Annotated in this window: 11 protein-coding genes; 7 read left to right on the top strand and 4 right to left on the bottom strand. The window is 42.4% G+C overall.

What is annotated here, in order from left to right; all coding sequences use genetic code 11:
- Positions 1 to 91 precede the first annotated feature (91 nt).
- The 3 genes from PCIT_RS14935 to PCIT_RS14925 form a co-directional block, all read right to left on the bottom strand.
- The gene (locus PCIT_RS14935) at positions 92 to 883 is read right to left on the bottom strand and encodes a DUF8213 domain-containing protein (RefSeq protein WP_010364170.1); all 792 of its coding nucleotides are present in this window, start codon (positions 881 to 883) and stop codon (positions 92 to 94) included.
- 151 nt (positions 884 to 1034) lie between these two features.
- Positions 1035 to 1754 (bottom strand): AraC family transcriptional regulator, encoded by a 720-nt coding sequence (locus PCIT_RS14930; RefSeq protein WP_010364167.1) that lies wholly within the window; start codon positions 1752 to 1754, stop codon positions 1035 to 1037.
- A gap of 61 nt (positions 1755 to 1815) precedes the next feature.
- Positions 1816 to 2736: a manganese-dependent inorganic pyrophosphatase gene (locus PCIT_RS14925; protein WP_010364165.1), complete on the bottom strand. Its 921-nt coding sequence runs from the start codon at positions 2734 to 2736 to the stop codon at positions 1816 to 1818.
- Between the two features lie 208 nt (positions 2737 to 2944).
- Here PCIT_RS14925 and PCIT_RS14920 point away from each other — a divergent pair, with 208 nt between their 5' ends.
- The 3 genes from PCIT_RS14920 to mutM all read left to right on the top strand — a co-directional run bounded on the left by PCIT_RS14920 (position 2945) and on the right by mutM (position 6195).
- On the top strand, positions 2945 to 4786 hold the full coding sequence (locus tag PCIT_RS14920) for a peptide-N-glycosidase F-related protein (protein ID WP_010364163.1): 1842 nt from the start codon (positions 2945 to 2947) through the stop codon (positions 4784 to 4786).
- An 83-nt stretch (positions 4787 to 4869) separates the two neighbouring features.
- Complete coding sequence (locus tag PCIT_RS14915) at positions 4870 to 5343, top strand: hypothetical protein (protein WP_010364160.1); 474 nt, start codon at positions 4870 to 4872, stop codon at positions 5341 to 5343.
- Positions 5344 to 5385: 42 nt separating this feature from the next.
- Positions 5386 to 6195, top strand: a complete 810-nt coding sequence (gene mutM / locus PCIT_RS14910; RefSeq protein ID WP_010364157.1) for a bifunctional DNA-formamidopyrimidine glycosylase/DNA-(apurinic or apyrimidinic site) lyase — start codon at positions 5386 to 5388, stop codon at positions 6193 to 6195.
- A 17-nt stretch (positions 6196 to 6212) separates the two neighbouring features.
- Here mutM and PCIT_RS14905 read toward each other — a convergent pair whose 3' ends face one another.
- The gene (locus PCIT_RS14905; RefSeq protein ID WP_010364155.1) at positions 6213 to 7361 is read right to left on the bottom strand and encodes a M20 family metallopeptidase; all 1149 of its coding nucleotides are present in this window, start codon (positions 7359 to 7361) and stop codon (positions 6213 to 6215) included.
- Positions 7362 to 7531: 170 nt separating this feature from the next.
- Here PCIT_RS14905 and PCIT_RS14900 point away from each other — a divergent pair, with 170 nt between their 5' ends.
- From PCIT_RS14900 to PCIT_RS14885, 4 genes are all read left to right on the top strand, one after another.
- The gene (locus PCIT_RS14900) at positions 7532 to 8467 is read left to right on the top strand and encodes an ATP-grasp domain-containing protein (protein WP_010364153.1); all 936 of its coding nucleotides are present in this window, start codon (positions 7532 to 7534) and stop codon (positions 8465 to 8467) included.
- A gap of 2 nt (positions 8468 to 8469) precedes the next feature.
- Positions 8470 to 9858, top strand: coding sequence for an ATP-grasp domain-containing protein (locus PCIT_RS14895; protein WP_010364151.1), 1389 nt, complete (start codon positions 8470 to 8472; stop codon positions 9856 to 9858).
- A gap of 47 nt (positions 9859 to 9905) precedes the next feature.
- Complete coding sequence (locus tag PCIT_RS14890) at positions 9906 to 12497, top strand: M14 family zinc carboxypeptidase (RefSeq protein ID WP_010364149.1); 2592 nt, start codon at positions 9906 to 9908, stop codon at positions 12495 to 12497.
- 127 nt (positions 12498 to 12624) lie between these two features.
- Complete coding sequence (locus PCIT_RS14885) at positions 12625 to 13485, top strand: cupin domain-containing protein (RefSeq protein WP_010364147.1); 861 nt, start codon at positions 12625 to 12627, stop codon at positions 13483 to 13485.
- Positions 13486 to 13546: the final 61 nt, after the last annotated feature.

The raw sequence follows: 13546 nt of genomic DNA, 5'->3' as shown, positions 1-13546 counted from the left end.
AACAAACTAGCTACTTGTTTGCAGGTAATTTACACACTACTTCTGAAAAACTCATACAGAGGCAAGCATGCTCTGTATGAGTAGTAAATTATTAAGATGAATGTGGCGTTTCACAATCTGGTGAGAACCAGAAATCGTCAGATGCAGCACGCCACTCATCACTACAGTTGCCAAGCTGTTCACCTTCTACATCGGCACATGCATCGTGGTTTAAGCAATCTTGGGTATATTGTCCGTCACCAAATGTAGGACAGCCAGCACCACAGCGCCCTGCGCAAAATCCATGACCACCAACAACATAAGATTTTCTTTTGACTGAACCGCGATCTAGATCCCAGACTGCTGTTTTTCTACTGCCCATTGAGCTGCAAATGTTTGTCCAGCCTTGGATTTGTGGGCCTGTAGCGGCACTTAATTTTTGTTGAATAGGTTGATTAATTGGGTATGTGGCTAAAAATTCGAAAAACTTTAATAACGTTATATTTGATTCACTGTCGAGTGTTGATTGAAAGCTACTAATATTGTCAGCATTTAATTGGGCTGCATGTAACATTTTTTTAATATCTGATTGCACCTCTTTGGTAACAACAAGTGCAGATTTTTGTTGAGTAAAGCCATTTATGACAACCTGTTTGTTCACATTATCGAGTTCAAGTTGAAATATATTGCCTTTATATTCAATTGTCGAATGAAAGACATCAGCCGCTGAACCTGACGCTGTGAAGTTAATGCGATTACTTTTATCTGACTTACTAACTGTGAGCTCTTGAGTGGCAAAGGAGCCTTTAACGCCTGATTTTTCGGCCGAAATCGTGAAGTCGGTGGTATTCGCAAAGATGTTCATCGAGAATAGTGATAAAGCCAGTATGAGTGCTTTCTTCATAAATTAATCCTTTTAAATGGTTGAAAGGGACAGAGTCCTAGTTGTAGCCCACATGAACTTGTGGGAACACTAAGGTCACATTTATTTAACCTTTAGTCAATATTTGTTTGTTTTTTGATCTATTTTGGTTTGTGATTTTTAGTCAAAAAGGCTATTGAGACTTATTCTGAGAAAGGAGTTTTTGTAAGGTAATGCCAAATTGTTTTTTAAACGTGCGGCTTAAATGGGCGCTATCGGAAAACCCTGCCATATACGCAGCTTGTGTTGCGGTGTGATCTGCCTGCAATGCCGTGATGGCGCAAATAAGCCTACGCCATAACAAGTATGGACGCCATGCAAGGCCCATATTTTCTTTGAATAAATGTAAAAACCGACTTTGCGAGAGGTTAAGTTGTTGAGCAATGTCTTTGGCCAACCAGTGCGCAGGCTTAATACAAGTACCAGCTAAACATTGATCTAGGTGCTTAAGTAATTGACTGATCCGTGGGTCATATTGATGAGTTTGCTGTTGAAAGCGTAAGTTACATAGGCCAAGGAGGGTCGGTAGATGACTGAATTCATCGGGCGCATGAGGTATGTTCAGCAAGTATGCTTCTTGCCCTGCGAGCATAGCGCTCACTTGTAACCCCACCTGGCTAGTAGGCTCGATAAGTATGACCCAGCCAGCGTGCATCGTCAGCTGATGCGGGACACTTTCTTTAATAATGATGGCGGTGTTATTGTAACTTTGTATGCCTTGTGCAGTCGTCACATTAAGGTGTACTGAGCCAATCGGTAAGGTGATTTGCTGCAAGGTGTGCTGGTGGCTTGTGGTATCGAGTACATGAGTCTGTACTGCCAAAATACCTGGTTCAATAATAACTGTGGGCATATTGTGAAATTAACAAAAAACCGAAGCAATTGCTTCGGTTTTTTTATAGTACATGTGCTATTTAGGCAAATGCATCTTGTAGTGGTGGCACTACTTGTTTTTTACGGCTTAGTACGCCATCAAGCCATACACGGCTTTGTTCTGGCGTTACTTTATAAGCTGTTTCAATGATGCTTTCATCATCAGAAGCGATCAGCATTTGTGACCCTTCTTTCATGATATCGGTAAGTAGTAACAATACAGAATGTCGGCCACCTTCTTCTTTCAACTTAGCAATATCCGCTTCTAAATCAGCTTTGATATCGTCAAATACAGACAGGTCGATAACTTCTAATTGACCAATACCAACGAGCTTGCCATTCATATTGAAATCTTTAAAGTCACGCATTACTAGGTCACGAGCAGGCGTGCCTTCAACCGCAGATTTCACTTTAAACATGTCCATGCCAAGCTCTTTTACATCTGCAACACCAGCAATATCAGCGAGTGCTTCTACACATTTAATATCGGCTGTTGTACAAGTTGGTGATTTAAAAATAACGGTGTCGCTTAAGATTGCGCATAACATTAAACCAGCGATATCTTTAGGGATTTCGACGCTGTAAAAGTCGTACATCATTTTGATGATGGTATTACTACAGCCTACTGGACGGATCCAACACTCTAATGGTGTTGACGTCGTTAAATCACCGAGCTTGTGGTGATCAACTACACCGACGATAGTTGCTTCGTCAATGTCATCTGGCGCTTGTGTCTTTTCAGTATGATCTACAATATAAACTTCTTCGCCCGCATAGCTCAGTTTTAACTCTGGTGCGTCAAAGCCAAAACGATCAAGGATAAACTGTGTTTCAGGAGAAACATCACCAAGACGTGTTGGAACGGCGGCTTCGCCAATTTGGTTTTTTAAATACGCAAGTGCAATTGCGCCACAAATAGAATCTGAATCTGGGATCTTATGACCCACTACATACATTGCCATGGACGGAGCTCCTTAAATTTTGGCCAATATTCTATCAAACTATGTTGGTAATAAAATAGCTTTGTATCGTTAAATTAGACATAAGTGCTAGCGAATAAACATATAGCAAGAATGGAGCGCCGTTTTAGCCCTTTTTAGTGGTGTGACTTTAATGGTATTTTTATGATTTAAGGGTATCCTTGTTACTTTTTGTTAACAAGGATAAAGGATGACATTAATTAAATATGCCCTGATTTACAGCATACTGGCAATGTGCTCGAGCAAGGTGTTTGCGTTACATGCAGACTCACAAACAGAACTCATATCTTATCAATCATTTACACAGCATGGGGATCATAGCTATGCGGTCGCGTTGCCCAGTGATGCAAACCTTGAGCAACAGCAGTTCTTAGAAGTAGAACTTGGGTGTGCTGCACAAGGGTGTAGCGATTGGGATTATACCGTTCGTTTTGAATGGCTAAAAGAGGGTGAACGTTATGAATTGGGTCGTTTAATTACACCGTATGCGGGGTATATGCAAAGAGGGATGCATGGATTTGATCGCACTTGGACTAGAAAATATCTTTTTGATATTTCGCATTTAGCACCGGTGTTAAAAGGAGAAGGGGTGCTCAATGCCCATTATGGTGGGTGGGGCGCAAAAAAATCAGCGTTTGGTTTTAGTGCTAAGTTGCTAGCACGAGGCGCAGTGACGCGTAAGGTGCATCGCGTTATCCCAGTCTATTACTCTCAGCCAGCAGGTTGGCCTTATAAAACGGCTGGTGAATTTGCACACTACTTGCCTGAAAAGTCACTCACGTTTACTGCTGATGAGATTGAGGCTGAGTTAAATGTCATTGTTTCGGCCCATGGTCATGCCTTGTCGTATGATAATCCAGCTCAGCAACCACAGCTATGTGGTGAGTGGTGTGAGCGCTATTTTGATGTGATATACAATGCGAATTTAGTAGAGCGTACGGCCTTATGGCGCACTGATTGTGATCAGAGTACGACTTTTCCTCAAGGTGGTACGTATATTTATGCGCGGGCAAATTGGTGCCCAGGGGAAATCGTTGAGCCTTTCATCTATAGCCTTGATACTCAACAATCTCAATCGACGTTAGATATTGATTGGCAAAATTTTAGTTGGCAGCCTTCTCAGTATGGCTCAGATGCGCCAAGATATATTGTGAGTGCAGTGTTGACTACATATGAAGCGATTACAGTTGATACTGACTTGGCTGTTGAGCAGATCCTCACCCCGAATAGCGCTATTGACAGCCGCCTTAACCAAAGTTGCGCAGATGTTAGAGTTGCCGTGCGAAATCAAGGTCAGACGGTCATTAACCACATTGAATTCACATATGGTGTCACTCAACAACACCAATTTACTTGGCAAGGCGCATTACACCCAAACGAACGTCAAGTGGTGCAGTTACCAGCACGTTTTTGGGGGATTTTCTCACCAGAGAACGCGAACATGATGGTACGCGCAACAACAGCACAAGATGAAATTGACAGTAATAACCTTGTGTATAGTCGTATTGAAGCGCCGTTATCGATCAGTGACTCTGCGCAATTATATTTGCTTAGTGGTAAGTTTGCAGATGAAACAAGCGTGACGATAAAAAATAGCAAGGGCGAAGCACTAAAGCAGTGGTCACAGTTTAATGCGTCAGCTGAGCACCGGTTAGATTTAGATATACCTGTGGGCTGCTATACATTAGAGGTTAACGACTCTGAGAAAGATGGCTTAGCTTTTCCTTTTTTAAATCAACGTAAAGGTAAAGGGAGTATTGCTATCCATGATATCGATGATATTCACCAATTACCGGCGGATTTCGGCCGACAATTACGTCTACCATTTACTGTAGGCTATCGGCTTGGTGGGTGCGCTGCGTCACCATGGCAAAGTGAGCATGCCTACGCACAAGTAGGGGAGCGTGTATCGTTTCAAGGCATCATTTATCAAGTCAAACATTGGAGTTACAATTTTCAGCCTGATGAGGCCGGTCCTTATGATGCTTGGCATGCGCTGAGCTATTGTGACGGTAGTACATTATCGTATTAAGGTGTGCTCTATTGAGTCTGTGATGTTTGTTTGTGTCGTTAAATCTAGCTACACTGCAGACATCATTTTTTAAAGGAAAGTTAATGGGCCTTAGTCGTAAAGCGTGGAATAACGTGGTGATTTTTTCGATGCTGCTGATGATTTTTTTTCTCAATGGGATACATCATAAATTAAACCCCAGTAACGAAATCAGTGGACCGCAACAATTACTGCCAGAGCAAAGTTTTGTGCTTACCTTGGCATTTCCTGGCTATAAAATTGAGCGAATTGGTACATCGTGGCGTATAGATGGGCCGTGGCAAGCAAAACCAGAGCAAGTGCAAGCGTTGGTCAATCATTGGTTAACAGTAGAGTTAGAGGTGGCTGATGTGACTTTGAGTGCGGATAAAGCCATTACCGTGGCGCGATTTTGGTTGGCTGGTCAGGAGTTACCTGTTAGTTATCAGTTGTATCTCGAACAAGGGCAATACTATTTGTTTGATAAACAGCAGCAGCTTTGGTTACATGTGCCCAAAGAAGTAGCTCAAGCACTATTTATACCGTTAGACATTGACTAGTCACAACAGTGATAGGTCTAAAAATACATTACAGAGAATACAATGCCTGAATTACCAGAAGTCGAAGTGAGCCGTTTAGGCATAAAACCACATATTACCGAGCAAGTTGTAAGCAAAGTACTTATTCATAATGCGCAACTTCGTTGGCCTGTGCCAGATGAGGTTAAAACCATTGAAACGCTCAAAATCACGAATGTGCGTCGTCGAGCTAAGTATTTATTGTTAGACACCGACATAGGCAGTGTTATTTTGCATTTGGGGATGTCAGGTCATTTACGTATTGTGCCGATTGATGAACCGTTAAAAAAGCATGATCATGTGGAGCTACATTTTGCCAATGGTAAGGCGTTGAGGTTGAATGATGCACGCCGGTTTGGCGCATGTTTGTGGCAAACACCGGAGTGTGATCATACGTTGTTTGCTAAGTTGGGCCCTGAACCATTAACCGACGACTTTACCGCGGTGCACCTGTATGAACGTTCACGTGGCAAAAAGGTGGCGATTAAACAGTTCATTATGGATAATCATGTTGTTGTTGGGGTAGGGAATATTTATGCCAATGAATCTCTTTTTAAAGCGGGGATCCATCCACAGAAAGAGGCCGGTAAGGTATCATTGAAACGCTTCCAGCTTTTGACTCCTATCATTAAAGACACGTTAGCAGCGGCAATTGAGCAAGGGGGCACCACGCTAAAAGATTTTTCGCAATCAGATGGTAAACCGGGTTATTTTGCACAGCAGTTATTGGTATACGGTCGAAAAGGTCAGCCTTGTGTGAGTTGTGAAACGATTTTACAAGAAGTGAGATTAGGGCAGCGCAGCACCATATTTTGCAGTAAATGCCAAAAGTGATGCCAGGCTTTGATGGTTTATGATGAGGGTGCAAGCGCAGATGCTTGATGAGGCGGTGTTTTTAAATTCGTCTCATAACACCATTTCGCCAGTATTTGGCTGACTTGTGCGGTACGTAGTTCAAAACTCGATTTAAGAGCACGCTCATGCTCCGTATGGTCACCATCGCCATAAGGACCAAATCCATCGATTGTCGGTGTGCCAGCTGCAGATACTGTATTGGCATCAGAGACGCCTCCTCGATGCTCTACACTTAATGGGTGCTCTAAGATATCCGCGATTTCGTCTAGTAAGCCCTCTTGTGACATAGTCGGTGCCATGACCGGGCGTTGCAGGCCACCACTGATGCTAATTTCTACACCGGTAATTTCAATCGCTAAGCAGATGTTTTCAATACCGTTGAGTAAACGCCGTTGCTCTGTTTGTGTCGTAAAGCGTGCTTCGACTAACATACTGGCTTTAGGTGAAATAGTATTTGCACCAAGCCCTCCGGTGATTTTTCCGACATTAACGGTACTACCCACCTTGAGGTTTGTCAGGCTCGTCATTTCCAGTAGTAAATTGGCCAGCGCAAAATTGGCATCAATTCCATCGCTGTAGTGATTTCCTGCATGGGCCGCTTTCCCTGTTACTGTAATATCAAACGTGGCTATGCCTTTTCTGGCAACAACCACTTCATGATCTTTGCCAGCTGCTTCAAACACTAAACAGGCATCATAGTTTTTGGCCAGCTCAGTAGTGAGTGTTTGGCTGTCATCGCTGCCAATTTCTTCATCACTGACCAGTAAAAGATCGATGTTAAATAATGGGCCACACTGTTTGCGAAGTTCTCGTAGGGCATTGAGTGCAACAAAGTTACCCCCTTTCATATCACAGACACCAGGCCCATACACCCATTCACTGTCTTGATGAAATTGCGTGAATGTACCTTCAGGAAATACAGTATCTAAATGGCCGAGTAGCAGCACTTTGCGGCCTGCTTTTTTTGGTGTATGAAACAATAAATGGTCGCCAATGGTGTCTCGTTGATAGCGCGTCAATGAAAACCCGAGAGGGGCGAGTAACTCGATCATTTGTTCGCCGTGTTGGTCGACATTTACTTTATTTTTACTGTGTGAATTACAGCGGATAAGTGCTGCTAGTTCGTCAAAATTTAACTGTATCATTATCGATTCCCTGAGTTACGTTGTTGCAGATCTTCGCTAGATCCAGTTGCATTAAAGTGAAGCTTTTATGAACAAATTTTTTCGGTCACATTTGGTCAAAAATATGTCACATAAAACCTTTTAAATTAGCGCTCAGTTTAAAATCTAGGCAGCTCACCAAGGAGACAATTGTGACAGCACCTCATGTTGGTATTTGGATGTATGAAAATGGTGGTGGCTCAGCCATCGAACACAAACTGGTTCATGCATTGGCTGAACGAGGGATCCAAACCAGTACCGGGTTGAACTTACGCGATGCACGCGCACAAGGAGGTGAGATTGTGTGTAATGGTGTGGCTATGGAGCAACTCGATGCATTTTTAAGTTACAACGCAGGGCAGCAGACTCAATATCAGTTGTATTTATATCAGGTGCTTAGCCAAACTGTTCCTACCTTAAATAATTTTAATGCTTTTTCATTGGCGGAAGATAAATTTCGCACTGCGCATTTATTAAGTAGTCATGGTATTGCCACTGCGGATTATCGCTTATGCCATAAAAATGATATTGATGGATTAAAAGCGGCGATTAGAGATTTTGGTGGCAAGTTAGTATACAAGCCAACCGATGGGTGGGGCGGGGTCGGCATTGTAAAAATTGATAGTGAGCAGGCACTTGATATGTTGCTGCCATTTTTGAGTCGCACCGATCTTAGATACTTTTATGTAGAACGTTTTATTAATTATGACAATACGGATTACCGCATTGATATTGTCGATGGTAAATGTGTGGGCTGTTATGGCCGCAAAGCGCCAAAGGATGATTGGAAAACGAATATTACCAGTGGTGGCTCGGTATTTATCCGTGAGCCAGGTCAGGAGGTGATTGATTTAGCTATTAAAGCAACGCAATTACTGGGACTGGAAATCGCAGGGGTCGATCTCATCTATGACCGAGACAAAGAAGAATATGTGGTACTAGAAGTGAATACAATTCCAGCATTTGCAACGCCAGAGCAAGAGGCGTTGGGGATCAACTTTAATCAGAGCAAACTCGATGCCATGGTCGAACTTATCGACAAAACGGTTCAACGCAAACTCGCACTTCATTCAGCCAAGGTGGCCTAAAAATGACTGTAAAATCTCCATTACCCAAAATTGGATTATTATACTTAGATTACGTACTGCGCTTTTTTGATAAGTCTAACTTTAAGGGCTGGCCTGATAAAATCGAACAAGTGACCTATCACTGGGGCGATGATAAAGTGCGTTTTATCAGGGAAGTAAAAAAGAAAAAAATCGATGTGTTAATTGGTAATATCCCCGCGACTGCCTATGAAGCGTTTCGTGAAATTGCACGGGCATTACCTGAAGTGCGTTTTCTGCCATCAGTAGACAGTCAGTTTTCAAATAAATCAAAAGAAAATGTCACCCACTTTTGTCGAAAATACGATTTGCCGACCCCTCATACCGAGATTTTTTATATTCCAGAAAAGGCGCAAAACTATTTGGCTAAAGCCAAGTACCCAAAGATCATTAAACGATCTTATGGGCCATCTAACTACGGTGGTTATTTCGTCCATAAAGTTGATAACGCAGAGCAAGCTCAGCAATTATTAGGCGAAAAGCGTTATTACCCGGTGTATGTACAAGATTTTGTGCCGATGGAAGCCGATATCCGGGTAATGTTGATTGGCCATAAACCCGTGTGTGCATTTTGGCGCAGACCTCCAGAGGGAGAGTGGCTAACGAATACGAGTCAAGGTGGAAGTATGGATTATCAAGCAATCCCATATTCGGTATTAGAGTTGGCTATTCGTACTTCTAAGGCTGCAAATGCAGAGTATTGGGCATGCGATATTGCACTGGGTAAAGATGGTAAGTTACGTATTCTAGAATGTGCAACGGCATTTGCTGCTTTCCCGTATATTCGTGATTGGATCGGACAATATTTGATGTGGTTACTGGGGGATGGTCGTTTTGCATTACCTCATATTCCACTCTATAACTGGGAAGAGCTAGGTAAAATTAACCCAAGTTTATTGCGTACAATGCGCCATATTGGCTTTTCTCGTTATACACCTAGCCAAGATTGTGGGGAAATGTTTACTCAGTTGAATGAACACCAATATCCTATTCTCGATACTGAATATTTATCTCAGGAAGAGTGGCCAAGTGAAGTATGGAATTTACAAGACAATTTTATACTCAAAGGCTCAGAACATATGGCAAAACCAATATTGCAAAGCGTTGCTGGTGGCGATGAGGCGGCCAACGATAATTCGGAGTCGTTACATGATTACTCTGATGGGCAGATCCGGGCAATATTAGGTCAAGTAAAGGGGATTGGCGGCAAAATGATCGATGAGATCATGCAAACATTTGGCGCGCATGGCGTGGTGGATGTATTGAATACCGAGCCAGAAAAACTGTGTGTGGTGAAAAACCTAAAAGACAAAAAGCTACAAAAAATTGTATCGCATTGGCAGCAAGTTGCCACAGAAAAGCCGTGTCATTAGACAGGGCTTTTTTGCCTTACTGCTTCTTTTAGTTTTTAGGGAACACTATGAAAATTCAATACGCTTCGTATCAAGATACCATTGATTTTTTACAGCGAGCCATGAGTGAACATCCGCATTTGATTCGCTTACAAAGTATTGGTCAAACTTGGGAAGAGCGGCCAATAATGCTTGTGACTGTCTCATTAGATGTGACATATGCTGATGATAAGCCTGCTTTGCTTTACACAGGATCAATTCATGCCCGAGAATGGATAGGTAATGAGTTAGCGATTAAATTTATAGAGTATGTGATCGACAACTACCGCTTTAACCCTAAGTTACAAACTGCACTTACGCGAAATACACTGTATATGGTGCCGTGTTTGAACCCAGATGGGTTTGAATATTCTCGTAATCACTTTTCGTTTTGGCGTAAAAACCGTCGTAATAATGGTGATGGTACCTTTGGTGTGGATTTGAACCGAAATTTTGATGCCAAGTTTATGCGTAATCAGAACACGCATACGAATACCTATGGCGGCCCGCATGCGTTTTCTGAACCAGAAACGTGTGCGATTAGAGACTTTGTTGAATCACATGACAACATTCGTATTGCGTTAGATTATCACTCACAAGGTAATGTGTTTTTTCCGGCGCATAAATTCAATCATGAAGTGGAAATTGAAGGCACAGACTTAAATGTACTCTGCGCAAATATGAATAATGAAATTCGCAAAGTCACGGGGCGACAATATGGTATCCACCGGGGCAAGCCCCCCGCGCAACTGATCCATGGTAGTGGCAGAGAGTATTACTATCGAAAAGGCATTATTGCCACGGTCGTTGAGGTAGGCACCCGCAATATTCCTGATTATATGAAGAATATGTCGCAAAGTGTGGCTGAGAATATTCCCGCGGTGGTGCATGCGTTAAGTGAAGCTATTAATTATTCGCCATTGGCACCGAGTCGGGTGCTCGATTTTACCATTGGTAGTGTGACCCATGACACGGTTGAATTGCAGTGGCAGTATGATCAGCGTGATGATATTTATTTTGAAGTCTATCGTAGTGAACATAATAAAAGTCCATGCACGGAAGAAAACTTAGTGGCAATAACTAAGTCTCAGACCTTTATTGATACTCAATTAAAAAGTGGCCATTTTTATTTTTATAATATTCGAGCGGTCGATAAAGTCACTAAAATTAAGTCCCCGTTTCGCCCTGAATTGCGTTTAAAAACCACATTAGCAACGCATCAATGCGGGCGTACGCTGTTTCCAGCGAGGGAGCAAGTTGGTTACTTGTCGCAAAATTTTAGTGCGAAGAACAAAGAGCATTTTGGCTATAACTCGATGTTTATTGGCGTTGATAAAAACCGCGGCGTCAGCTTGGGGGTCGTGGCATATGATTTAAGTACCATTCCAGTAGGTTCTACTATTGAAACCGCGCAGTTTTTTTTATATCCCATGAATCGGGTTGCCACCAAAATAGAAAAATATGGCGAGTGGTCAATCTCAATTTTAGATTCATCTCAAATTGATGATATTTACGACTTTAATAAGATTATCGACGCGACACCGCTACATACTTTGGGTCAAACTATCGAGTCTGACAAAATGACACAAGGTATTTGGTTAAAGTGGGTATTCAACGGTGTAGAACGTACATTGTTAAATAAGTTACTCAGTGACAAAACTTTACTACTGCGCCTACAGGGGCCAGACACGCTACCACTGGGTAATGACTCTCAAGTGATGCAATTTGACATTGGCTATGGACCATTTGGCAGTGGTTTACATTATCGGCCTAACTTAGAGCTGATTTATCAGTTGCCTGAGCAAGCCGTGGCATTAACAGTTGCGTCTTGTAATACCATTTATCAAGATAAAGTCGTGAATGATAAATTGGCGTCAGGGTTTGATGCGCAGGGCAATATTGTGTATGGGCAATTAGCCTTTGAGCACCTGCAACAGCTCGATCCGCTCAGAACCGTTTTTACTCAGGCCTGTTTAACATTATATAGCCGCAATAGTTTGTCGTCAGCGAAAGATGTCCGCTTTACGGTTGAGTTGGTTGAGCTAAAAGATGTTGATTTTAAACATGTAAAGCAGCGGCAAAAAATTGAATATATTGGCTATGAAGTGAGTAATGAGCAACTTAAAGAGCGTACCGCACATAACTTTATTTTTGATAGTTACTCGTTGCAAGAATTAGCGCGTTTACATAAAGCACAAACACCGTATTATTTTATCATTCGTGCGACGGCTGAGTCTCAAGCAAGTAATGCTTTAGTGAATTGGGCCGATTGTCATGCAGAGCAGGCTGCAACGCTCAATATTAATTATATCGAACGTCGTAATGAACCATTACCAGCACCAACTAACTTGCAAACACAGATTGAAAATGGGGTGGTAAAACTTATGTGGGACAATCCTGACAGCGGTGATTTAGTCGGGTGTTTTGTGGTGAGAAACCGCTTTCACCCACCTCGCTCCCCATTTGATGGCGTGAAACTGTATGGTGGGCCTGATACGTATACATTGGATAACTTTGGTAATGCTGATTTGAGTAAGTACTATGGTGTATTTAGTTACGACCATGCGCCGAATTACTCTGAGCCTGTCATCATTCATTATCTAGGTAAAGACAGCAAGTAGCCAAACTAACTGCTGCTTGCTTAATATCAGAGAGAGGGTGCTTATCACTCAGCAGAAAAAACCATATTCTACTGAGTGATTTAATGCCATGATATGGTCTTTATTGAGGTTTAATGAAGGAAAAGTCATGGCACACATTAACGCGCTATTTGTCATTGTCCCATCGGCTGACACGCCAGCCATTGTATCGAGTGAAAGTTATGTGCCAGCCTCGTTAACACAAGAAGGCTTTATTCATGCTTGTGAATATCACCAAGTTGATGACGTTGTTAGCCAATTTTTTACTGATCACACAGCCCTATCCTTATTGGTGATTGACCCGACTTTACTCGATGCTGAGGTGCGTTATGAAGCACCGTCACTCAGCATGAATTCAACGAGTTTGTTTGCACATATTTATGGTGTGTTAAATCGTGATGCAATTGTTGATGTGTGTGAACTGGTACATTTTAAACATCAACCTATTACGCCACAGGTCATGGCGGTATTACGGCATTATCGGTTTGAACGTTTACCAGTTGAAAGTACGTTATTTAAAAGTACATGGCGTTCTAGTTGCAATAATGCACTTGGTGAGCCCGTTGGTACGGCAATGATAGGATTGTATTGTGACAGCCTAACTAGCGTATCGTGTTTTCATAAGCTGACCTTTGACGAAGTGTGGCATTTTTACGGTGGCGACCCACTTGAGTTGACCCTTTTACACCCGGATGGTCGCTCTGAGCAAGTGGTGCTTGGTGCTGATTTTGCCAATGGACAAGTCTGCCAATACCGTATTCCTGCGGGAGTGTGGCAGGGTGGCTGTTTAGTCGAAGGCGGCCAGTATGCGTTATTTGGTTGCACAATGGCACCTGGTTTTACCGGTAGTTGTTTTACAGCCGGGGTTGCTGATGCACTCATTAAAGCCTATCCAAATGAAGAGAGAATCATTAAAAAGCTTTCAGTAAATGGCCATCAAACAACCATGCCTGAAGGATTTGCGACCTAGTATGATGTAAGTTGCGTAGATGAAGTATATTCGCGACTATTTAGTTTAAATTATTATTATA

Origin of the sequence: Pseudoalteromonas citrea, from assembly GCF_000238375.3 — a bacterium.
Lineage (GTDB): Bacteria > Pseudomonadota > Gammaproteobacteria > Enterobacterales > Alteromonadaceae > Pseudoalteromonas > Pseudoalteromonas citrea.
The sequence above is the reverse complement of the archived record's forward strand: the minus strand, read 5'-3'. Positions and strand labels throughout refer to the sequence as shown.

Excerpts from the sequence above, each read along its gene's own strand:
- PCIT_RS14885 (WP_010364147.1), top strand. The coding sequence starts at position 12,625 with ATGGCACACATTAACGCGCTATTTGTCATTGTCCCATCGGCTGACACG.
- PCIT_RS14925 (WP_010364165.1), bottom strand. The coding sequence starts at position 2,736 with ATGGCAATGTATGTAGTGGGTCATAAGATCCCAGATTCAGATTCTATT.
- PCIT_RS14890 (WP_010364149.1), top strand. The coding sequence starts at position 9,906 with ATGAAAATTCAATACGCTTCGTATCAAGATACCATTGATTTTTTACAG.
- PCIT_RS14895 (WP_010364151.1), top strand. The coding sequence starts at position 8,470 with ATGACTGTAAAATCTCCATTACCCAAAATTGGATTATTATACTTAGAT.
- mutM (WP_010364157.1), top strand. The coding sequence starts at position 5,386 with ATGCCTGAATTACCAGAAGTCGAAGTGAGCCGTTTAGGCATAAAACCA.
- PCIT_RS14920 (WP_010364163.1), top strand. The coding sequence starts at position 2,945 with ATGACATTAATTAAATATGCCCTGATTTACAGCATACTGGCAATGTGC.
- PCIT_RS14915 (WP_010364160.1), top strand. The coding sequence starts at position 4,870 with ATGGGCCTTAGTCGTAAAGCGTGGAATAACGTGGTGATTTTTTCGATG.
- PCIT_RS14930 (WP_010364167.1), bottom strand. The coding sequence starts at position 1,754 with ATGCCCACAGTTATTATTGAACCAGGTATTTTGGCAGTACAGACTCAT.
- PCIT_RS14935 (WP_010364170.1), bottom strand. The coding sequence starts at position 883 with ATGAAGAAAGCACTCATACTGGCTTTATCACTATTCTCGATGAACATC.
- PCIT_RS14905 (WP_010364155.1), bottom strand. The coding sequence starts at position 7,361 with ATGATACAGTTAAATTTTGACGAACTAGCAGCACTTATCCGCTGTAAT.